Source organism: Pseudomonas sp. HPB0071 (assembly GCF_000478505.2).
In the GTDB taxonomy this organism is placed as follows: domain Bacteria; phylum Pseudomonadota; class Gammaproteobacteria; order Pseudomonadales; family Pseudomonadaceae; genus Chryseomonas; species Chryseomonas luteola.
The window spans coordinates 299973-321660 of record NZ_KI517367.1; the positions used below are offsets into that span (position 1 = coordinate 299973).

The 21688-nt window shown below is 54.2% G+C and carries 26 protein-coding genes and 1 pseudogene; 18 read left to right on the forward strand and 9 right to left on the reverse strand.

Annotated features, from left to right (window positions below):
* The 3 genes from HMPREF1487_RS01540 to HMPREF1487_RS01550 all read left to right on the forward strand — a co-directional run.
* Positions 1–233, forward strand: a 233-nt coding sequence (locus HMPREF1487_RS01540; protein ID WP_010794836.1) for an IS5/IS1182 family transposase, incomplete at its 5' end; no start/stop codon positions are given.
* A gap of 184 nt (positions 234–417) precedes the next feature.
* The gene (locus HMPREF1487_RS01545) at positions 418–714 is read left to right on the forward strand and encodes a hypothetical protein (RefSeq protein ID WP_154982400.1); all 297 of its coding nucleotides are present in this window, start codon (positions 418–420) and stop codon (positions 712–714) included.
* A 539-nt stretch (positions 715–1253) separates the two neighbouring features.
* On the forward strand, positions 1254–1673 hold the full coding sequence (locus HMPREF1487_RS01550; RefSeq protein ID WP_010794839.1) for a hypothetical protein: 420 nt from the start codon (positions 1254–1256) through the stop codon (positions 1671–1673).
* Between the two features lie 176 nt (positions 1674–1849).
* On the opposite strand, the gene HMPREF1487_RS01555 is transcribed toward HMPREF1487_RS01550, so the two are convergent.
* Positions 1850–2593: a class I SAM-dependent DNA methyltransferase gene (locus HMPREF1487_RS01555; RefSeq protein ID WP_010794840.1), complete on the reverse strand. Its 744-nt coding sequence runs from the start codon at positions 2591–2593 to the stop codon at positions 1850–1852.
* A gap of 328 nt (positions 2594–2921) precedes the next feature.
* Between HMPREF1487_RS01555 and HMPREF1487_RS01560 the strand changes: the two genes are divergently transcribed.
* The 12 genes and pseudogenes from HMPREF1487_RS01560 to HMPREF1487_RS01605 all read left to right on the forward strand — a co-directional run bounded on the left by HMPREF1487_RS01560 (position 2922) and on the right by HMPREF1487_RS01605 (position 11555).
* Entirely contained in the window at positions 2922–3347 is a 426-nt protein-coding gene (locus HMPREF1487_RS01560; protein ID WP_010794841.1) for a hypothetical protein, read from the forward strand.
* Between the two features lie 57 nt (positions 3348–3404).
* On the forward strand, positions 3405–3875 hold the full coding sequence (locus tag HMPREF1487_RS01565; RefSeq protein ID WP_010794842.1) for an NUDIX hydrolase: 471 nt from the start codon (positions 3405–3407) through the stop codon (positions 3873–3875).
* 213 nt (positions 3876–4088) lie between these two features.
* On the forward strand, positions 4089–5507 hold the full coding sequence (locus tag HMPREF1487_RS01570) for a glycoside hydrolase family 28 protein (protein WP_010794843.1): 1419 nt from the start codon (positions 4089–4091) through the stop codon (positions 5505–5507).
* A 90-nt stretch (positions 5508–5597) separates the two neighbouring features.
* On the forward strand, positions 5598–6314 hold the full coding sequence (locus tag HMPREF1487_RS01575) for an rRNA pseudouridine synthase (RefSeq protein WP_010794844.1): 717 nt from the start codon (positions 5598–5600) through the stop codon (positions 6312–6314).
* Positions 6315–6360: 46 nt separating this feature from the next.
* The gene (locus HMPREF1487_RS01580) at positions 6361–6822 is read left to right on the forward strand and encodes a YehS family protein (protein ID WP_010794845.1); all 462 of its coding nucleotides are present in this window, start codon (positions 6361–6363) and stop codon (positions 6820–6822) included.
* A 48-nt stretch (positions 6823–6870) separates the two neighbouring features.
* Positions 6871–7911 carry an RNA methyltransferase gene (locus HMPREF1487_RS01585; protein WP_010794846.1) on the forward strand — a complete coding sequence of 347 codons (1041 nt, stop codon included), beginning with the start codon at positions 6871–6873 and terminating at the stop codon, positions 7909–7911.
* 103 nt (positions 7912–8014) lie between these two features.
* Entirely contained in the window at positions 8015–8239 is a 225-nt protein-coding gene (locus HMPREF1487_RS26210) for a hypothetical protein (RefSeq protein ID WP_010794847.1), read from the forward strand.
* Positions 8240–8377: 138 nt separating this feature from the next.
* Positions 8378–8623 (forward strand): annotated as a pseudogene (locus HMPREF1487_RS26215) (hypothetical protein); the annotation flags it as partial.
* Positions 8595–8675 (forward strand): hypothetical protein, encoded by an 81-nt coding sequence (locus HMPREF1487_RS28270; protein ID WP_371106367.1) that lies wholly within the window; start codon positions 8595–8597, stop codon positions 8673–8675. The pseudogene HMPREF1487_RS26215 and the gene HMPREF1487_RS28270, both read left to right, overlap by 29 nt.
* Positions 8676–8803: 128 nt before the next feature.
* Positions 8804–9208: a hypothetical protein gene (locus HMPREF1487_RS01595; RefSeq protein WP_010794849.1), complete on the forward strand. Its 405-nt coding sequence runs from the start codon at positions 8804–8806 to the stop codon at positions 9206–9208.
* A gap of 204 nt (positions 9209–9412) precedes the next feature.
* A complete protein-coding gene (locus tag HMPREF1487_RS01600) occupies positions 9413–11071 on the forward strand; it encodes a nitrite/sulfite reductase (protein WP_010794850.1) in 1659 nt (552 codons plus the stop codon).
* Complete coding sequence (locus HMPREF1487_RS01605; RefSeq protein WP_010794851.1) at positions 11055–11555, forward strand: DUF934 domain-containing protein; 501 nt, start codon at positions 11055–11057, stop codon at positions 11553–11555. The genes HMPREF1487_RS01600 and HMPREF1487_RS01605 overlap by 17 nt, the downstream gene beginning before the upstream one ends.
* Before the next feature lie 45 nt (positions 11556–11600).
* Here HMPREF1487_RS01605 and HMPREF1487_RS01610 read toward each other — a convergent pair whose 3' ends face one another.
* Positions 11601–12593, reverse strand: coding sequence for a YhdH/YhfP family quinone oxidoreductase (locus HMPREF1487_RS01610; protein WP_010794852.1), 993 nt, complete (start codon positions 12591–12593; stop codon positions 11601–11603).
* Between the two features lie 38 nt (positions 12594–12631).
* On the reverse strand, positions 12632–13657 hold the full coding sequence (gene sohB, locus HMPREF1487_RS01615; RefSeq protein ID WP_010794853.1) for a protease SohB: 1026 nt from the start codon (positions 13655–13657) through the stop codon (positions 12632–12634).
* Positions 13658–13900: 243 nt separating this feature from the next.
* Here sohB and HMPREF1487_RS01620 point away from each other — a divergent pair, with 243 nt between their 5' ends.
* The 3 genes from HMPREF1487_RS01620 to HMPREF1487_RS01630 all read left to right on the forward strand — a co-directional run bounded on the left by HMPREF1487_RS01620 (position 13901) and on the right by HMPREF1487_RS01630 (position 15889).
* Entirely contained in the window at positions 13901–14212 is a 312-nt protein-coding gene (locus HMPREF1487_RS01620) for an SCP2 sterol-binding domain-containing protein (protein ID WP_010794854.1), read from the forward strand.
* Positions 14213–14262: 50 nt separating this feature from the next.
* Positions 14263–15027 (forward strand): SDR family oxidoreductase, encoded by a 765-nt coding sequence (locus HMPREF1487_RS01625; RefSeq protein ID WP_010794855.1) that lies wholly within the window; start codon positions 14263–14265, stop codon positions 15025–15027.
* Between the two features lie 82 nt (positions 15028–15109).
* The gene (locus HMPREF1487_RS01630; RefSeq protein WP_010794856.1) at positions 15110–15889 is read left to right on the forward strand and encodes a TSUP family transporter; all 780 of its coding nucleotides are present in this window, start codon (positions 15110–15112) and stop codon (positions 15887–15889) included.
* Here HMPREF1487_RS01630 and nudC read toward each other — a convergent pair.
* The 6 genes from nudC to HMPREF1487_RS01660 all read right to left on the reverse strand — a co-directional run bounded on the left by nudC (position 15857) and on the right by HMPREF1487_RS01660 (position 21471).
* The gene (gene nudC, locus HMPREF1487_RS01635; protein WP_010794857.1) at positions 15857–16687 is read right to left on the reverse strand and encodes an NAD(+) diphosphatase; all 831 of its coding nucleotides are present in this window, start codon (positions 16685–16687) and stop codon (positions 15857–15859) included. The two genes, HMPREF1487_RS01630 and nudC, sit on opposite strands and share 33 nt — an antisense overlap.
* On the reverse strand, positions 16684–18372 hold the full coding sequence (locus tag HMPREF1487_RS01640) for a FimL-related protein (protein ID WP_010794858.1): 1689 nt from the start codon (positions 18370–18372) through the stop codon (positions 16684–16686). Before HMPREF1487_RS01640 ends, nudC begins: the two co-directional genes overlap by 4 nt.
* Positions 18373–18408: 36 nt before the next feature.
* Positions 18409–19221 (reverse strand): crotonase/enoyl-CoA hydratase family protein, encoded by an 813-nt coding sequence (locus HMPREF1487_RS01645; protein ID WP_010794859.1) that lies wholly within the window; start codon positions 19219–19221, stop codon positions 18409–18411.
* A gap of 280 nt (positions 19222–19501) precedes the next feature.
* Positions 19502–20245 (reverse strand): DNA polymerase III subunit epsilon, encoded by a 744-nt coding sequence (dnaQ, locus tag HMPREF1487_RS01650; RefSeq protein ID WP_010794860.1) that lies wholly within the window; start codon positions 20243–20245, stop codon positions 19502–19504.
* Positions 20246–20258: 13 nt separating this feature from the next.
* Positions 20259–20711, reverse strand: a complete 453-nt coding sequence (rnhA, locus tag HMPREF1487_RS01655) for a ribonuclease HI (RefSeq protein WP_010794861.1) — start codon at positions 20709–20711, stop codon at positions 20259–20261.
* Positions 20704–21471, reverse strand: coding sequence for a methyltransferase domain-containing protein (locus tag HMPREF1487_RS01660; protein ID WP_010794862.1), 768 nt, complete (start codon positions 21469–21471; stop codon positions 20704–20706). Before HMPREF1487_RS01660 ends, rnhA begins: the two co-directional genes overlap by 8 nt.
* Positions 21472–21688: the final 217 nt, after the last annotated feature.

Sequence of the window (21688 nt, forward strand, 5' to 3'; positions counted from 1 at the left end):
ATAAACGCAGCGCCCTGTACAAAGCCAAGCGCAAGATCGAGAAGGCCAAGGCACAAGTGCGAGCGAAGGTCGAGCACCCGTTTCGAGTGATCAAGCGCCAGTTCGGTTACGTGAAGGTGCGCTTCCGTGGCCTGGCCAAGAACACCGCTCAGCTGGTGACGCTGTTCGCGCTGTCAAACCTATGGATGGCGCGCCGACATTTGCTGACTACCGCAGGAGAGGTACGCCTGTAATGCGGGAAATGGCTGCTGCGAGGTGCTCGCGGCGGCCAAAAACGGAGAACTGAGCGGGTTACCTGGTCGATTTTGATCGACGGCCCGCTTTCAAAAGCAGCGAGGGCTGAAGTCGACCGGAAATACAGGGCTACTTCAGACCTTCCTTAGTGATCTTGCAACGGCACTTAAGCCATCATCAAGTTTGTCCAAGCAAGCTATTTCCATACTTATTCAATTTGAAAACTCCAAGGCATCCAAGGCATCCAAGGCATCCAAGGCATCCAAGGCTTTAGAAATGAAAATGCTTGGCGGCTGCTTATATCAATTTCTAGATGGCGAAGGCGGACAAATTGATATAGATGAGCAACGCTTCGTAGAAGACGACTTCAAAACATTAGTAGAGCTCGGCCTACTGCGGCACGACTACAACAGCAAGGGCAGCAATCTATATATTTTTACGAGACAAGGTGCATCCCTTGTATCGGAGGTGAGCTTATAACTACTGGTTCAAACCGTTCGCTTCGCTCACTGGGACGGGCTAAAGCACGCCCCTTAACCAAACGTTAGGCCAATAATATGACAAACGCCGACGAAGACTGTATTTCCTACTTCATCGTCGTGGATGGAATAGAGGAAGAGACAACAAGTCTTATACGAGAGTATTTTCCAAATGTACGGAGCGGAGTAAGGCCTGACACCTTAATACCCTATCGTTCCATACCTTGCGAGATAAACGAAATTGAAAACACCTTAGCGTGGATCACCAAGAATCTAACGAATAGTCACTCGGAAACCTGCCTTATTATTAGTATTAATTCATTAAGAAACTGGGCAAATTTCTACGTGCCACACCAACTAATAGGGCTAGTTCAAAAATACCAAATCGATCTTAAAATTTCATTTCTTTCGCCAGCCCGAAAGAGAAACAGCGATAGTCCGGCCGAGGCCTAACTATCGGTTTAAGTCGTTCGCTTCGCTCACTTGGGACGGGCTAAAGCCCGCCCTTTAACCAAACGTTAGCCTAGGCTTATATCCGCTATGAAAAATTGGGTAGCCAATACAAAACTTAATACTCTACTAGACGACGGCTTCCGTAATCTAGATGGCGAGCAAGTCAGGCGGCTTCTAATAGAGTACTGCCAAAGATATCAAGAAATTTATCCTTTTGAGATTTTAGAAAAGCCACTTGCATATTTAACCCAGTACAAAGGTTCAAAAACAAGCTACGAGACAGCCCATGCAGAACTAAGCATTGCAGCTGGAGAGTATTGCTTCAGCCTTAATGAAGCTGCCGAAGCCCTTCTTGAGTTAATTGACACAAAGCATCTTACTGTGGCACAGGCAAAGAAAGTCATTAACCATATTTTCGAGGCATACTCCTGCAATGAAAGCCCTGAAGAGTTCATCGAAAGAGAAGACGCATATTTATGCGAAAAGCTATCTTCCATCACCGGCTAACAACTGGTTGAAACCGTTCGCTTCGCTCACTGCGCGAGCTAAAGCCTACTCCTTAGTTAGTCAGACTTGACTGAAGCCAGCATCTGACCGCTAATGCTGAGCAAAAGCATAGGCTTTTTTACTATCTCAACCACACAACAATTCCCTGTCATGAATAGCCGCTATCTCATACATCGTTAAGTCTTTACACAAACAAAAATCGCATTCCCAGAAGCCCCATCCCAAGGAATGATCTTCTCATAATCATGTTCCAGAACATGAACCTCAAAATACGGCTGCAATAGCGTCTGTAACTCGTCAAAACTTACAGCCACCATAGGGTGTTCGTCGTGCCATACCTGGCGCTCATCAGCTGTCGTTTTTTCGATGCGAAGTTTTAGCGATTGCTGCTCGCCCTCTCCCCTGTAATTCCAGCATGAGCTGAAATTAAATAAGCCGTCAGGGTGATTTGCGGTGTGCGATACAAATGAGTTGTTGTCGATAGTGTTCTTGTCGACCGCGTTGAAGCAGAAGATCCCATGATTGGCCAATGCGCCATATACGCTGGCGATACAGGCCTTCAGCCTTTCAACACTTGCGCTGTAATGAATGGAATACAAAAAGCAGGTAATGAGGTCGACCGGCTCCTCTATCATGAAGCCGCACATGTCTTGCAAGGAAAACTGAGCTTCCGGGCAGCGAGTGGATGCTCTATCCAGCATGGGCTGATTGATGTCGAGCCCTGCACTTTGATAGCCAGCATCAATAAAATGCCGAACATGCGGCCCTGTTCCGCAGGCCAGATCGAGATGCCTGCTTCCGCCATTTCCGAATAACTGATGCAACCGATGAACACAGTGGCTTTGCGCCTGATAGTTGATATCGGCGCACATGAGATCGTAGTAACCCGACAGATCGGTATAAAGGGCGTTGCCGGGCATGATGACCTGATTTGAGTACAGCGTTGAGGGGCGCGCATCATATCCGAAGCGGGTCATCGTAAGAATGGGCGCTGTGGAAGTAAATCGGCCTCTACGGGCCTATTGTGCGCGATAGCGAGCTTGACTCGCATCGCTTGGAGCGCTCAGAGCAGCATGCTAGATGCCTTGCTGGCTTAACGTTTAAAGAATCTGTCATCCACGCCCTATACCGTAACCCTGGTAAGCAGCGCGTCTCCAGATCGTGTTCAGGCAAAAAGTGTTGAGGCCCTCTCCTTCACTCAAGCTTTATATCACCCAGGAAACGCTCCGCCTCAACAGGAGAGCCAAGATGACAAGGAGCGCTGATGCCCCTTCGAAAGATCAGCTTATTCGTGACCTTACCAAGGCCCGTACCGGCCTGATCCACACCTATGTAATGCATGTTGTGTGGTTTGGGGTCATGTGTGTTTTCTTCTCGCTGCAATGGGAAAAGCACGGCATGCAGGCGTCAGTTCTGCTTACACTCGTCACGCTTCCACCTGTGCTGTTCTACACCGTGCGGGTTCACAGGCTCTGCCGCAGCATCGAGCCCAAGGCGCGTACGGTCGGGCTGATGACCGCGTTGATCACAACGTTTGTATTGAGCCCTTTTGAATCAGGATTGGTTCTTCCAGCCAAGAACCTGATGGCTGCAAACAAGATTCTCAAGGCTCATCAGCAGGTGACGACTCTGGCTCCTGTCGCCAAAACAGCCAAACAGCTGGGGCAAGCCTGAGCGGTCTACCTTTACCAGATACCATGCCCGGCTCTTACCCGACAAAGGCAATGACTCATGATCTCTGTCGATATTGACGGCTACCGCTTCCAGGTGCGTGCAGCGGCCGTTGTGGAACACGACAACCATATTCTGCTACACCGAGGCGTGAATGACTCATTCTGGGCATTACCTGGAGGCCGGGTTGAGCCAGGTGAAAACGCCCAGGCCACACTTGTTCGCGAAATGATGGAGGAGCTTGACGAGCCTATCGTTTGTGGCGAGCTACTATATTTGGTTGAAAACTTCTTTGATTACCTAAACCAGCCAAATCATGAAATCGGCTTGTACTTTCGCGCTCAGCTTCGCAGCCACTCTACCCTTCTCGATAAGTCGCGTACCCATAACGGCACAGAGGCTGGAACATCATTAGAGTTTCGATGGTTTCCCAGGGCATCCCTTCATGATGTAGATCTGCGCCCTGCCTTTTTGCGTGAATCGCTTTCCTTATCGACGCTTAACTTTCTGCATGTTGTGCAGCGAGGTTAAACCCTGCTTGGCTATACCCTTTCTCCCCTGAGCAACGTGTACGGTTGGTCTTGCACTCATTTGGCTTGCACGTTGAACCGTGCCACCCCATTTCACTACCTACCTTAGTAGCCTCATAGCCTCGCGCCGCTTCGATTGCGTCTATAGTGGAAGGGCCGCGTATCGCGGCATCACCTGAAGCAAACAACTCGAATAAGGAATTGCTGAGTGAGCATGTTTAGTCGACGTCGTATTCTGGCGTCCATGGCAGGAGGGGCTGCGGGCCTTGCGCTGATCAATCTTCAAGGGTGCTCGTCGTTCGGGTCAGGCGGTTCTGGCCAGACCAACGATTGGGCCATGGCCGATGCGATCCGCCGCAAGACCACCGTCCCCCGCTTTCCAAACGTAGACTTCGATATCCGCCGCTATGGCGCGGCAGGCGATGGTCGTACCGATAACTCCAAGGCTTTTGCCGCCGCCATTCAGGCCTGCTTCGCTGCTGGTGGTGGTCGGGTACTGGTAACCGGTGGCGATTACTTGACCGGCCCCATCCACCTCAAGTCCAACATCAACCTGCATATCGAAGAAGGCGCAAAGATTCGCTTCATCACCAATCCCAAGGCTTATTTGCCTGCGGTGTTTACCCGCTGGGAAGGCATGGAGCTGATGGGTTATTCCCCACTGATCTACGCGTACCGCCAAAAGAACATTGCCATTACCGGCAAGGGCGAACTGGACGGCCAGGCGGACCGCACTACGTGGTGGCCCTGGAAAGGCAACAAGGAGTGGGGTGTGGAGGGCTATCCTTCTCAGGATGCTGGCCGCGAAGCGTTGATGAAGGATGTGGAGGCTGGCGTACCGCCAGAGCAACGGCTGTATGCCGAAGGCTACTATTTCCGTCCACCTTTCGTGCAGCCTTACCTATGCGAGAACGTGCTGATCGAGGATGTGCGCATCATACGGGCACCCTTCTGGCTCTTGAATCCAGTGCTGTGCGAAAACGTGACCGTGCGCGGCGTGCACCTGGAAAGCCTGGGCCCGAACTCGGACGGCTGCGATCCTGAGTCCTGCCGCAACGTAGTGATCGAGAATTGCTTCTTCAATACCGGTGACGACTGCATTGCCATCAAGTCCGGACGTAATGCGGATGGACGCCGGATTAATCGACCTGCCGAGAATATTGTCATCGCCAACTGCAAGATGGAGGCAGGCCATGGCGGTGTCGTAATTGGCAGCGAGATCTCGGGCGGCGCACGAAACATCTTTGTCGAGCATTGCAGCATGAGCAGCCCCGATCTGGAGCGCGGTATCCGCTTCAAGACCAACTCCATACGCGGCGGCGTAATCGAGCATATTCGCTATCGGGATATCACCATTGGTGAGGTCCAGAATGCGATCGTCATAGACTTCCACTACGAGGAAGGCGATGCCGGGAAGTTCGACCCAACGGTGCGCGATATCGAGATTCGCAACCTCGTCTGCCAACGTGCCGATCAGGTGTTTCAGGTTCGCGGCTTCGAACGGGCACCTATAAAAGACCTACGACTGGTGGATGTTCATTTCCAGAAGGCAGGTGGCATTGGTGTGCTTGAGCACGTGGAGGGTCTGACTGCACAGAACGTCACCATCAACGGGCAACCGTTTACCAGATAGCGGCATAAGATCAGGGCGGGTCGGATAAGTCCCGCCCTTTTCGTGCATCCCAGGTAAACTAGTCTTCTTTTCTGACGTTTGCCTCTCCTCATGACTGACTCCATTCGCCTTTCCAAACGCCTCATTGAACTGCTGGGCTGCTCGCGCCGTGAGGCTGAGCTGTATATCGAAGGGGGTTGGGTTACGGTCGATGGCAATGTTATCGACGAGCCGCAATTTCAGGTTCACGCCGAAACGGTGGCATTGCTACCAGGCGCTTCGGCTACCCCGCTGGAGCCTGTAACGTTTCTGGTCTATCAGCCCGCTGGCATCACCTCACTGCCAGACGCTGACAAGCATCTGCTTAGCCGTGAAACGCACTGGGCGGAAGACCCAAGCGAGCGGCCGGTACTCAAGGGGCATTTTGCTCGCTTAAAGCCAGGGCTGGCATTGCAACCCGGCGCGGAAGGGTTGGCGGTTTATAGCCAGGACTGGCGGACGCTGCGCAAACTGACTGAGGATGCCGCCAAGCTTGAACAGGAATATGTCGTTGAAGTCAGCGGTGAGATAGCGCAGAACGGGCTGGAACGCCTCAAACGCGGTCATACCCATAAAGGCCAGACACTTCCTGCCTGCAAGGTCAGCTGGCAGAACGAGACACGCTTGCGTTTCGCCATGAAGAATCCCGCACCTGGAATCATTCAGCGCCTTTGTGAAAGCGTTGGGCTAAAGGTAGTCAGCATGAAGCGTCTGAGAATAGGCGGCGTTTCGATGGGCAAGCTCCCCTTGGGGCAGTGGCGCTACCTTTCACTTCAGGAACGCTTCTAACCGCGCTGCTCTTTACGTCTTTCACGCTTACCCAAGGATCACCCGCATGCTCAATAACGATGTATTACGTAGCGTTCGCTACATGTTGGATATCAATGACCGGAAGGTTGCCGATATCTTTAAATTGGCTGGCAAAACGGTCAGCTCAGATGACATTACCGCTTTTCTCAAGCGAGATGATGAGGCCGGGTTCGAGCTGTGCCCGGACGAGTTGATGGCCAGCTTTCTGGATGGTCTGGTCTTCCACCTACGCGGCAAGGACGAGAGCCGCCCTGCCCCTCCGCTTGAGCTGCCGGTTACGAACAACCTGGTAATGAAAAAGCTGCGCGTAGCTTTCGAACTCCGGGAAGAAGACATCCTGCAGATTTTGCAATCCGTAGACTTCACTATCACCAAGCCAGAGCTCAACGCAGTGTTTCGCAAGTTTGGACACAGCAACTACCGCACCTGTGGCGATCAGTTATTACGAAATTTCCTGAAGGGCCTGACGTTACGCGTGCGAGACTGATCCACCCGTAGCAACCGTATTCCGCCCTATGAATCAGTAGTCTATTTCATGCGCATCCACGACGTTCAAAACCGCCTTGCCGACCTCGGCGCCAAACCCATGCACATCGGACGCGTCAGTCGCGCCTGGCTGAAAGGCCTGCCACTCGACACCGGGACACGGCATCAGCAAACGGAAAACTTTCTGCCGCTGACCGTTCGTGAAGGGCTACCTGAGCTTGCCCGCACGCTCGACGGGCTTGCTCGATTGAAATCAGAGCACCCTGCTGCCGATGGCTCAGCGCGCCTGCTCGTAGAGCTGACCGACGGGCAGATGGTGGAAAGCGTACTGTTGCCTCGGGATGGTCTGTGCGTCTCTACACAAGTGGGATGTGCAGTGGGCTGTGTATTCTGCATGACGGGCAAGAGCGGTTTGCTGCGCCAGGTGGGTAGTGCTGAAATCGTGGCCCAGGTTGCGCTGGCTCGTCGTTTCCGGTCGGTCAAGAAAGTGGTCTTCATGGGGATGGGCGAGCCGGCCCATAATCTGGACAACGTACTGGAAGCGATCGATCTGCTCGGCACAGAGGGCGGCATCGGCCACAAGAACCTGGTGTTTTCAACCGTAGGAGACATGAGGGTATTTGAGCGTCTGCCTCAGCAAACTGTCCGTCCAGCCCTAGCGCTCTCGCTTCACACGACCCGTGCCGACCTGAGACAACAGCTGTTGCCTAAGGCCCCCCGGATAGATCCGGAAGAACTGGTCGAACTTGGCGAAGCCTATGCTCGCCAAACAGGTTATCCCATCCAGTATCAATGGACGCTCCTGGCCGGCATCAATGACAACCAGGAAGAGCTGGACGGCATCCTGCGCCTGCTCAAGGGCAAGTATGCCGTTATGAACATGATTCCCTACAACAGCCTGGAGGGTGATGATTACCAGCGGCCACGCGGTGAGCGTATCGTTGAGATCGTCCGCTATCTCCACAGCCGTGGTGTATTGACCAAAGTCCGTAATTCAGCCGGCCAGGATATCGAGGGTGGTTGCGGGCAACTTAGAGCGCGCGCCGTGCAGACCGTTGACAGCAAGCGGCTGATCAAGCGGGTCCGCTAAGCGCCACCCCGCCCTGGCGGCACTACCGTACCGCTTTACACATGGACACCCTTTTGCCTGAGGCCTGCTCACTGCGGACAGGCTCGCAGCAATAAGGATGTCCATGAAACTCTCGCCATACGATCATTGCCCCTTCTGCGTCCGTGCCGATATGGTTGCTAATTACAAGCAGGTCGAGCGCGAGAAGATCTACCTTTCCAATGATGACGAAGCTACCTGCTTCGAGCTGATCGGCGCAAAAAGGTGCCTATTCTCCAGCTCAACGATGGCAGCCGCATGGGTGAGCGTCTTGATAATGCCTGAAAGCTGGATGAGCTGGGCAACCTAGAGCGTGTCATACGCACCGGAGCCGATATCAGCGCCACTCTTGAATGCATCGACAGCACACGTCTCGCCATTAAAGGCCTGCTATTTCCGCGTAGTGTTGCGATTAGCCCGCCGGAACTCGTAACCATCGGCGCGTGATTATTTTCAGCTGCGCGAGGAAACGATGATTGAGCGCTCATTTGAGCAGGTCCTTGAGGAAATACCCCTCCACAAGCAAAGCGCAGAAAAAACGCTTGTAGGGCTAAAGGTTTTGCCCATACCGGCAGATAACGGTAACACCCTTAGCTGGGACGACGTACTGATCTATCCAACGCTGCCCAACGCTGCGCAACCTGACGATGGTCAAAGGCCTGGCTATGCCACCCCATGTAAGCCACTACGTTGAGTCCGTAGCCGCACTTACCGGCGCGTACACCTACTACGACAGCGCCTTGTAAGCAGTCGTTTAAGGCAAAGATGTTTCATCTGCCGGTGCGAAGAGATAGGCCTGTACACGTCCTGTGCAGGAAGGAAACCTGTTAGCTCAAAGGCCTCTGCCCTGGCAGACGCAAAAAGGATCTGTACGATGCCGGATATCGATATCCATCAAGACCCCTTCGTTCAAGGCCTGAAGGAGCGCTTGCCCAGCGACCTGAAAGAGTCGTTCACCGAGGAGCAACTCCAGGCGCTCAAGGTTGCGTTTGGCGCCCGCCAATGGGGAAAGCATGCGATTGACCTTCGCGCCACGTTCAAACTGTGGCGCTGGCGGTACTACTGTGTGTTCCTGGTTGGCCGCAACCGCCGTGATCTGTCCCGGCGCCAGCATGAGCTGTCCCAGATGGCTAAGGCGCTCGTGATTGCTGTTTTCCTGCTGTTTAGTGTCGCGGTTGGCTTGGTAATTCTCTATCTGATCAAATCGGCCCTGAACATCGATATCTTCCCCAACTTCTCGTTTGGTGTGTGGGACTGGTTCAAGAGCCAATTCAACTAGTACACCTCTGGTAAGACAGCGCTTCCCTGAACCCCAGGGCAAGCGCTGCCTTGCCATACCTGCTTGAATCACCTCTTATCGCCCAAATCGATTTTTATATAAAAAAACATCACTTTTAAGCATATACGGGTGCTGTTATCGTGGGCATATCTGATAAGAACGCGCAGTCGTGCGCGCACAGCCTTAGCCTGAGCAGGATTTTTAATGTACGTATACGACGAATACGACCAGAGGATCGTCGAGGAACGCGTCAAGCAGTTCCGCGATCAGACCCGCCGTTATCTGGCTGGTGAGCTTTCAGGCGAAGAGTATCGCCCACTCCGCCTGCAGAACGGCCTGTATATCCAGCGCTACGCCCCTATGCTGCGTATCGCAGTACCGTATGGCCTGCTCAACACCAAGCAAGTACGCAAACTGGCGCAGATCGCCCGCGACTACGACAAAGGGTATGCCCATGTCAGTACGCGCCAGAACTTTCAGTTCAACTGGCCTGAGCTTGAAGAGATTCCAGATATTCTGGCCGAGCTGGCTACGGTGCAGATGCATGCCATCCAGACCAGTGGCAACTGTATTCGTAACACAACAACCGACCAGTTCGCCGGTGTAGCGGCGGACGAGCTAGTCGACCCACGTCCCTGGTGTGAGATCATCCGCCAGTGGTCGACCTTCCATCCCGAATTCGCCCACCTGCCACGCAAGTTCAAGATTGCCGTGAACGGCGCCAAGATGGACCGTGCCGCCATCGAGGTTCATGACATTGGTCTTGAGGCAGTCAAGAACGAAGCGGGCGAGCTTGGCTTCCGCGTGTTGGTAGGTGGCGGACAAGGCCGTACGCCTTACGTAGGTGCGTTCATCAAGGACTTCCTGCCCTGGCAGCATCTACTGACCTATCTGGAAGCGATCCTGCGCGTCTATAACCGTTATGGTCGTCGGGATAACAAGTTCAAGGCACGCATCAAGATCCTGGTGAAGGCGCTGGGTGAAGAAGCTTTTGCCGAGAAGGTCGAAGCGGAATGGGCGCATCTTAAAGACGGCCCTAGCACCCTGATCGAAGCAGAAGTCGAGCGCGTGTCCAAGTTCTTTGTTGATCCGGCTTATGAAGCGCTCGAAAACCAAAGCGAGGCCTTGGCAAAGCTGGACGCCGAGAATCCGGGCTTTGCCCGCTGGAGAAGCCGCAACACCTTCCCGCACAAGAAGCCGGGTTACGTAGCGGTAACGCTATCCCTCAAGCCCACCGGCACAGCGCCTGGCGATGTCACTGACAAGCAGCTCGACACCGCTGCCGATCTGGCGGACCGCTATAGCTTTGGCGAGCTTCGTACGTCCCACACGCAAAACATCATCCTGGCAGATGTCCGTCAGGATCAGTTGTTCACGCTGTGGAACGAACTGCGCGAGAATGGTTTTGCGACACCAAATGTGGGCCTTCTAACGGATATGATCTGCTGCCCAGGCGGCGATTTCTGTTCGCTGGCGAATGCCAAGTCCATTCCGGTGGCCGAGTCGATCCAGCGCCGCTTCGATGATCTGGACTATCTGTTCGACATCGGTGATATCGACCTGAACATCTCCGGCTGCATGAACGCCTGCGGGCATCACCATGTAGGCCATATCGGTATTCTGGGCGTAGACAAGAAAGGCGAAGAGTTCTACCAGGTGTCGCTCGGCGGCTATGCCGGTCGTGACGCCAGCCTGGCAAAGATCCTGGGCCCCTCCTTTGCTCAGGACGAAATGCCGGATGTGATCGAGAAGATCATCAATGTCTACGTCGATCAGCGCACCGAAGATGAGCGTTTTATCGATACCTACCGCCGTATTGGCATCGACCCCTTCAAGGAGCGCGTCTATGCAAAGAATCATTAAGGGACGCGAGGTCGTTACCGATAACTGGCACCTGTTGCCAAAGGAAACCACCTTCGAGGAAATTCCCAACAGCGATAACGTCATCATTCCCGCTGCGCTCTGGCTTGAGCATGGTCATGCCTTGACGACACGCGACGGCGGGCTGGGCGTTTGGCTGGATAGCGATGAAGAGCCGGAAAGCATTGCTGATTCCCTGGAGCATTTTCAGGTAATCGCCATTAATTTTCCGGCCTTTACTGACGGTCGTGGCTTCAGCTACGCGCGTCTGCTGCGGGAGCGTTTTGGTTACAAGGGAGAGCTTCGCGCCATTGGCGATGTGCTCCAGGACCAGCTCTTTTTCATGCAGCGTTGTGGCTTTGATGCCTATGTGATCCGTGCAGATCGTGATCCAGAAGCAGCCCTGGCAGGCCTGGACGATTTCACGGTTGCCTACCAGAGCGGTGTAGATCAGCCCCAACCGCTTTTCCGGCGACGCTTGGCCTGATGAAAAAAGCCCCGTATTAGCGGGGCTTTTTTATAGGCTATGTATTCATTGAAGATTGACGAGTGCCCGTCCGATCATTTTACCTGCCAACATCTGATTGATAGTGCCTGGCAGATCATCAAGCGGTACTTCTCGTGTGATTTCATCCAGCCCCTCCAGCCTCCACTCTGCCGAAAGCTTTTCCCACATGGCTGCTTTTACAGATAGGGGCAACTCTACCGAGTCTACCCCCAGTAGATTGACACCACGCAGAATGAACGGAAAGACCGATGCCTTGAAACCACTGCCAGCCGTCAGGCCGCAGCTGGCAACGCTTGCGCCATAGCTCAGGGACTTCACGATATTGAACAGGATGTCACCGCCCACGGTGTCTACCGCGCCGGCCCATTGCTCTTTTAAAAGCGGCTTTTCAATACCATCTAATACCGTGGCACGATCCAGGATCTGTTGTGCGCCAAGGTGATGGAGAAACTCGGCCTGCTCCAGCTTGCCTGTGGAAGCCGCTACTCGATAGCCCAGCTTGCTCAACAACTTGATGGCAAGGCTTCCAACACCACCACAAGCACCCGTTACCAGAACAGTACCCGCTTCCGGTACCAGGCCTGCATGCTCAAGCTTGTCGATACACAACCCAGCCGTCAGGCCTGCTGTACCCAGCGTCATGGCCTCACGTAGCGACAAAGCCTCAGGCCGCTTGATCACCCAGGCAGCAGGAACACGAATGTATTGCCCGAAGCCTCCCGGCGTATCCATGCCAAGGTCATACCCCGTCACGATGACCTCGTCGCCTTCTTTAAACTCATCCGACTGAGATTCGACCACGATACCGGCCGCATCGATACCAGGGGTATGAGGATAACGCCGTGTAACACCGCGATTACCAATCGCCGACAGGGCATCCTTGTAATTGAGCGAGGAATAACAGACCTTGATCAGCACCTCGCCAGCGGGCAGTTCATCGATACGGCGCTGGATGAGCTCTTGCTGGAATGCCCCATGAGGGCCTTCCGTAATCCAGAGCGCCTTGAAAGTATCCATCTACCTTCTCCTAATCGTGATGCCTGAAAACCTGGGCATTACTGCCAAGGGCGATGCTGAGTGAATCTACCCCACCATGTCGTAACCAGTCGGTCGACAGTGGCGCTGGCAAACAGACCTACGCGCTCAGGCAATGTCTTTCTTTCAATAAAGCGAACCTGGAAAATCTCTGCCACTTTGGCTCGCTCGCATAGGTACTCGTCACTGGTCTTAAGTTCATCAACCAGACGTTTACCCAATGCCGACTCACCGAGCCATACCTCTCCTGTGGCCACCTCATCCATGATCAGTTGCGGGCGATACCGATTCACGAAGTTCTTGAAGAGCTCATGGGTTTTCTCCAGGTCTTCCTGGAATTTCTCGCGCCCTTTTTCCGTATTTTCACCGAATACCGTCAAGGTGCGCTTGTATTCGCCAGCCGTAAGAACCTCATAATCGACATCGTGCTTTTTCAGCAGCTTGTGAACGTTGGGTAGCTGGGCAACAACACCGATCGAGCCCAGAATGGCGAATGGCGCACTCAGGATGCGGTCACCGATACAGGCCATCATGTATCCGCCACTGGCAGCAACTTTGTCGACACAGATCGTCAACGGAACACCTGCCTGACGGATGCGTGCCAGTTGCGAGGCTGCCAGCCCATAGCCATGCACCATGCCTCCACCGCTCTCCAGACGAACAACCACTTCATCCTTGGAAGTTGCCATCGTTAATACGGCCGTCACCTCATGGCGCAGTTGCTCAGTGGCAGACGCCTTGATGTCGCCATCGAAATTCAGCACATAGACGTGGCTCTTGGCAGCCCCTTTCTTGCGATTGGCCTTTTCTGCTTTCGCCTCCTCCTTGCGCATCGTCTTGAAGCGTTCCTTGTCAAGGACGCTCTGCTGCAAGCGGAGCCTTAGCGATTTGTAGAAATCATTCAGTTTCTGGACTTCAAGGTGTCCTCCCGTGGCACGCTTGCCTTTACTGCGTAGGGCAGCGATAAAAATCAGCACCGCCATGATGGCAATGACAACCGTAACGGTCTTAATTAGAAAACTGGCGTAATCCGCAAAAAAATCCACATGCTCTCCTTACTGTCGACAAGCCTTCCGCTCATCCACGACTCTTGATCCACTAAGCATACTCATGGCTACGCTTGCCAGCCAGCGGGACACCCAGGCAACTATAGCGTATTCAAACAACCGTATGATTTTCCATTGACAGCGAACACTAGCCACCCTACTCTCGATTCATTGCCGCTGATGAGCGGCTGGGCTAACCGCGGACGCGTCCGCATTCATGTACGACCCCTAAGGATTCTGCATATGAGCAGTGCTGACATCATCGAAAACCTGAAAAGCAAGTTCAATCCTGATGCGGCCGCCGGCCTGGATCTCACTTATCAGTTTGACATCGAAGATGGTGAGAATTATCACCTGGTTGTGAAAGATCAGACTTGCGACGTCAAGGCAGGCAATGCTGACGAGCCGGATTGCACGCTCATCATGAATACCGACACGCTCAAAGGCATCGTTTCTGGCGAAACGGATGGCATGCAGGCCTTCATGGCTGGCAAGGTTCGCGCCGAAGGCAACATGATGCTGGCCATGAAGCTCAGCGAATTGTTCCCTAACTAAGCACGTGAAAGCCGGAGCATGCTCCGGCTTTTTTATAGCGGAGAAATGACATGAGCGCAGCGTTCGATCTTACCGGCAAGACAGCATTTGTCTCTGGCGCAAGCCGCGGCATAGGTGCTGCTATCGCCCATTTGCTCGCTGCGCAGGGTGCTCATGTCATCGTATCCAGCCGCAAGGCCGACGGCTGCCAATCGGTTGCAGACGCGATTAACCAAGCTGGCGGTCAGGCAACCGTCATACCCTGCCATATCGGGGACCTTGATCAAATCAGGCAGACGTTTATCCACATCGGTGAGCGCTTTGGCTCTTTAGATATCCTGGTTAACAATGCCGCTATCAATCCGCAGTTCGGGCATATTCTCGACACGGACGCCGAGGCATTTCAAAAGACGGTTGATGTCAATATCCGCGGATATCTGTTCATGTCCATCGAGGCGGGCAAATTGATGCGCCAAGCCGGCACGGGCGGAAGCATTATTAACATAGCCTCGGTCAACGGCGTTTCGCCGGGCCTCATGCAGGGTGTTTACTCCATCACAAAGGCGGCGGTTATCAACCTCACCAAAGTCTTTGCCAAGGAATGCGCCAGTTTTGGCATCCGCTGCAACGCCTTGCTTCCCGGCCTTACCGATACACGCTTTGCATCGGCACTGGTCAATAACCCCTCCATCCTCAATCTGGCGCTTCAGCAGATTCCGCTCAAGCGTGTCGCACAACCGGACGAGATGGCTGGCGCAGTGCTATACCTTGCCAGTGATGCGTCAAGCTATACCACCGGTACGATCTTAAACGTCGACGGTGGCCTCTTGGCATAACCGCCTGGGCTTTCTAACCCCTCCATTATTAGGCACTATACGGCCCGCCCCGCCGGGATAGCGGTCTTGTCGAGCTGTAGTTATGCCTTATGATTTTGCGCTTGAACCCATCACACTTATTATCCTCGCGGCCGTTGCCTTTCTTGCAGGCTTCATCGATGCCATTGCTGGCGGAGGCGGCCTGCTAACGGTTCCCGCCCTGCTCCTTGCTGGCGTGCCTCCTCACTTGGTACTGGGTACGAACAAGCTGAGTTCGACCTTTGGCAGCGCAACGGCAGCCTATACGTTCTATCGCAAGAAACTGTTTACGCCTCTCAAATGGAAAAATGCCCTGAGCGCTACCGCACTGGGCGCAGCCGTCGGTGCAATCGGCGCACATTATCTTCCTGCACATTGGCTGGACCGGCTACTTCCGCTCGCCGTATTCGGATGCGGTATCTACCTGCTGTTTGGTCGGTTGCCTGAAGCTCCGCTGGATGCTGATGCTCAGATCCCTCGGAAGCGGCAATGGCCACAAGGGCTGGGACTGGGGTTTTACGATGGTTTGATCGGACCAGGCACGGGCGCTTTCTGGACGATCAGCACACTCATTCTCTACCGGATCGATCTCGTCAGGGCCAGCGGCGTAGCGCGCACGATGAATTTTGTCAGCAATGGCGTAGCCCTGGCGGTGTTTATCTGCCTTGGCCAAGTAGTCTGGATGCTTGGACTGACCATGGGTATTTCGCTGATGTTTGGCGCCTACCTGGGCGCCCATACCGCCATAGCCGGAGGCGCAAAATTCATACGCCCCCTGTTTATTCTAGTCGTACTGGCACTGACGGCGCGTTTAGTCTGGCAACACTGGTTCGGGCATGCCTAGCCTGCGAGCGATATAAAGCTCTATGAGGAAACGGGCAATGGACTGTTTGGCTGGCAGCTGGGGCAGATTATCCAGCTTGAACCATTGGGCATCTTCAATTTCCTCCGGCTGGCAAACAATATCTCCGCCAGCATACTCGGCATGGAAGCCCAGCATTAATGAGTGAGGAAAGGGCCAGCTCTGACTTCCCAGGTAGTGCAGGTTCTTGACGTCGACGGCTACCTCTTCCTTGACCTCACGCGCCACGCACGCCTCGATGGTCTCACCTGGCTCTACAAACCCCGCCAAGGTACTGTAAACGCCCGGTGCAAAACGCGGAGAACGCGCCAGCAAGACTTCGTCACCCCGAGTGATCAGCACAATGATGCTGGGCGACAGGCGCGGATACTGGGTCAGCCCGCAGGCAGGACAGTTAAGCCCGCGCTGTCCTTTGATGATCGCAGTCGGCGTAGCGCAGCGGCCACAGTAACGATGGTCATTGGCCCAGGTGCCAATCTGTGCGGCATAACCCAACATCTTGAAGACGGCATGCTCGGCCTTGAGCATCAACGGGCGAAGAGGCTGCCACTCATGACCCTCAAGCTCGGGAGCAGACACGACTTCATACAGGGCAACAGCCTGGCCATCGAAATAGCCCAAGCCGTAGATACCGGATGTTGTCAGCTCTTTTAAAAACGGAGAACTCTGAGAAAACAGAACATTGTCTTCTCGGGTCAGAAAACCCATCGGACTATGGACAATGATCAAACTATCAACACTGCCTGACAGGTCCAGGCAACCCGGCTCCCAATGACTCATGCTGCGGCAACAGGCCTCCACCCTAGGGCACTTACACTCTCTGTAGCCAGCTCGAGGATATCGGGCTGCCCAGAACGGGACGCCATTGCACCGCTTTCAAGGAAGAACTCGATGCTGCTCAATGCATCCGCCAGTACTTCGAGTAGCGAAGCAGTCGGCATGTTCAAATTATTCACCATATGCGCCTGAATATACTGGGCGCAGATACCAGTCAGCTCCGCCGCACGGGCATGCTCCAGAAACAACAGAGCACCTCTCACGTTATGCAGCGTTGCAGGGACATTGGCCAGGTGTATGGCTTCACCCCTGGCGTCCAGATACGCCGAAATGGATTGCTTGGCATTGGAAAGCCCTGTCTTGGCTTCAGCCAGCAGCAGCATCTGGGCCTCGTTCAACAGGTGGTTGCCAAACGACTCGCCCTCCTGCCCTGGCGACGCGGGTACTGGGCAGGTTTCCTTGTCGGTTTCGTGCTCAAAACAGGAAACCAAGCTTTCCACATAAAGGATGGCATCGGCGAGATTGTCGAGCTGCACCTGTTCCACCGCTCCGGCTTTGGCCCACTGATTCAGCACGGGCAAATGTGCTTGCAGGGCTTGACCCGCGGAAGGCTGTCCTACCATGATCAATGTCTTCGCCAGAATACCCAGCTGGATATAGAGTCGGGCATACGCATCAGGCTCAGCCACACGCCGTTCTACAAGATCCAGCAGTTCCTTAACGGTTGCCAACTCTTCATGAATCGCTTGCGAAAGCGATTGCATAACCGCCTGGCTTGGTCCTGTCAGCCTGCGATATTCTCTGTCGAGCATCGCGTCGGTATAAGGCAGCGTATCGATGGAGAACGCTTCTCGCAGCTCTTCAGCGCGGGCACCCGAGCTTTCCGACAAGGCGATAAGGTACAGGAGATCCTTTAGGATACTACGAGGCGGTTCGTACTCCGGTACCATCAACAGCTGACGGAGCTCACGGTCAAGACGCGAAAACAGCTGCTTCCGGGTCCGGTGAAGTAGCAGGTCGCCCTCTCGAAAAGCTTCAATGGCAGCCGCACCGACCCAACACAGCCTTGCTCCCGCTTGATCACATAAAAGATGGTCGAGGCGCGTCAGTGCACGCTCCATCAAGTTGAGGCTCGCCTTGGGGTTCTGCTCCTTAAGCAGGCCCAGCAAGCCAATCTGATACATTTGCCGCATGCGACGCGCCAGACCGCGCTGCTCGCTGAGAGACAAGTCATCAGTACGTGAGACAGGGTTACGCGGCAGATCCAGCCGGACCGTGAAGAAATAGCATTCAGGTAACGCGGGTTGCCCCGTCACGCGACGCAACTCGTTAATAGCAGGCAGTAACAGCTCCGGCATTTCTTCATAACGGCTGCGGAACTGCTCAAGGTAACGACGCAACACATGCAGGGCGTGACAGAGCGCCATCAAATGGTCGTCACGTTCTGCGCCAGCACCTGCCGGAATGTCAGTCACCAGCTCAAATGTTTCGTGGGCGAGCAGCTCGGCTCCAGCCAGCTCAATAAGGGACAGGGCACCGCGAATCTGATGAATGCATTCGACGGCACGCTGGAGCAGACTACTGCAGTGCCGCTCCATAATGAAACGCTCTAAATTCTGTTCAGCCTGATCGATGGTCGCGAACAATTCGTCGCGCACCAGACTCAGTGCTCTCGCTCCGGTAACCATACCGTCAAACGCCTCCTGCGCTACATCCGCTTGCCATCAGTCCGGGAACTCCGGAGTTTGCCTGCTCATTTGCGCCGCCAATGCGATACGCAAATCGGTTGATTGCAGCATTGCCGCATTCCATGTGGCGATGTAATCCAACCCCTCATCTACCCGATGATCACGCATATAACCAATCATCGTCTTAGTACCGCGTATAGCCAGCGGTGATTTGGCAGCGATGGTATGCGCCAATGAAAATACGTCTTCCATCATCTGCTCAGCCGTTGCATAGATACGGTTGAGCAGCCCCATGGAATACGCTTCCTCACCACTGAAAGATCGCCCTGTGTAAGCCAGCTCTCGCAGCATGCCTTCACCGATCAGATGAGGCAGGCGTTGCAATGAGCCCAGGTCAGCCACCATGCCTAGATCAATTTCCTTCAAGGCAAATTGAGCTCCGGCTGTGGCATAACGCATGTCGCATGCGGCTATCAGGTCAACAGCGCCACCCAGGCAATATCCCTGGATAGCAGCCAGAACCGGCTTGCGACACTGATCGACTGCGTTGAAAGACGATTGAAGTTCAAGAATCTTGGAGCGTAATAACTCCGAATTGCGGCCTACGTCACGTCCAAGCTGACCGGCGGTCTCGCCAAGTAACGAAAGGTCTATACCGGAAGAAAAATGAGGACCTGCGCCTGACAGCACAACGGCCCGTACTGAACGTTCCTGATCGGCCCAATGAAAGAGACTGCGTATCTCCTGCCAGAACTCGGCGTTCATGGCATTGATCTTTTCGGGTCGATTGATAATCACATGAGCGACCTTATCGACACGCTCAAGACGGAACGCGCTGAATTCTTCCATCTGCTCCTCTTCCAAGCTGGAACGATTCTCGAAAACGGGGTAGCGGACAATCAAAAGCCGCCTTGCCTTGATAGCGATATGCCGCTACTCATACTGCGACTTTAGTCACATCATAAAGCAATACGGTTCAGTTGATAATTCGAAATATTTGCACTGATGTGCCAAACAGGCGTTTACGAGCGTCTGCGTGACATTTTGACAGGAACTGTTCAGCTGGAAAGGCATAGCGATAGGGAAACAACCTTGGCAGTTCACCTAAACCGCCAAGGTGTAAAAGAGGTTAATGCTGGGTGGCTTGCTCTTCCATCTGAGCCCATAACGCTGGGGCGCCTGCAGACTTCTCAATGGCAGCCAGACGCGCAGCATGATCAGCCAACTCAGCCTCACTTGCCGTGATGACTCGTGTCCTGGCACGGCCCACTGGCAGACGGCGAATCGGGCTGATACCGCTGTCATTTCCATCACCTTCCTGCCCCTGCCCAGCAAGAGAGAGGGAGGTTTGCCCGCCGGTCATGGCCAGATAAACATCGGCCAGGATCTCAGAGTCCAACAAGGCGCCGTGCAGCTCGCGGTTCGAGTTATCCACTCCATAACGCTTGCATAGCGCATCCAGGCTATTACGCTGACCTGGATGACGCCCACGCGCCATCATGAGGGTATCGAGTACCGTGCAATGATCTGTAATCTCTGCCCACTCAGGTCGATCACCTAGCAGACGAAACTCGTTATTGATAAAGCCGATGTCGAACGCGGCGTTATGAATGATCAGCTCAGCGCCCTTGATAAACTCAAAGAATTCTTCTGCAATGTCACGAAAGCGCGGCTTGTCCGCCAGGAACTCACTGGTGATGCCGTGAACGGCGATAGCACCTTCGTCAATCTCGCGATCAGGATTGAGGTAGACATGAAAATGCCGGCCCGTCAGTCGACGACCAATAACCTCAACACCACCAATCTCGATGATTCGGTGCCCGTCGGTAACGGGCATACCGGTTGTTTCCGTATCGAGTACTACGCTACGCATCTAAAGTCACCTATCACACTGTCCGCAGGGCACGGATTTCATCAACACCACGATTAGCCAGCTGGTCAGCCCGCTCGTTACCGTGATGCCCGGTATGTCCTCTTACCCACTCCCACTCGACTTCATGTCGAGCCACCTGGGCATCGAGGGCTTGCCACAAATCGGCATTCTTGACCGGCTGTTTGGCAGCGGTTTTCCAGCCGCGAGCCTTCCAGCCACGCAACCATTCTGTGATACCACGCATCACGTATTCGGAATCTGTCACGATTCGTACGTGACATGAACGCTTGAGCGCTTCAAGCGCGCGGATGGCGGCCATCAGCTCCATTCGATTGTTGGTCGTAACGGCCTCCCCGCCCCACAGTTCCCGCTCGTTGCCCTTGTAGACCAGCAAGGCACCCCAACCGCCAGGGCCAGGATTTCCCTTGCAGGCACCGTCCGTGTAGATCTCTACGATGTCACTCATTCGTTCCGCTCGTTTCGCGACGGCTCACCTTGGCAACCGGCATGGGAATCAGCTTTCCACGGGGTTCACGGCGGGTCTGTGGCAAGGGACGAAGCCCGACCATCAGCTTGCGAGCCGACAATAAATAGAAGCCTGCACCTGGCGAGGGCTCGCCTTCCCGATTGCGCTCCAACCAAGACAAACGATTCTGCCAAACCGGCGAAGAAAGCGGCGGACGATAACACCCGAACCGACGTTTCTCCAACGCGAATCCCAGCAATGCCAACCAATCAGCTACACGGCTGGCACCAATACAACGGGCCTTGCGAAACGCATCGCGGGCAAAATAATGCCTGACTCCCCAGGTACTCCAAGGGTTGATACCAAGAATCAGCAGATGCCCACCGGGCCTTACGCTAAGGGCAGCCTCTCTCAACAAGCGATGGGGTGAAAGACAGAAATCCAGACCGTGCTGGAGCAACACCACATCTGCTGCATTTTCACCCAGCGGCCAGGCACCTTCTTCGCAGGCGATATCGACACCTGGCAACGGCGGCCCGAGACGCACACCATGACGTAACTGGTCTGCGCCTGGCGGGATCTTCAAGGAGGGGCCATAGTGGACTAAATAACCTCCAAAGTGGCGCTTCAGCTCCTCGGAAAGCAGGCGCTCCTCTTCCTCAATCATTAACTGGCCCAACGGACCATCAAGCCACTGGCGAGCCGAGCGCATCAGCGTCAACCAACGCTCATCAGCCTGGGCGAATGCGTCATTTACCATATGCTTTTCCTCCAGAGGTGCTATAGAGCACCTGGATTTAGAGACGCTTGAGCACCAAGGCGGCACCCTCGATACCAAACAGCAAGTGTCCCCGACGATGGACAGCAATCTACAGACTTTAACCAGTTCTACACATGAAGACTGTATCTTTTCATAATTGCTTGCAGACTTCCGACAAGCGATAAACGCACGACACTGTTTTAGTGCTCGCTTCTGA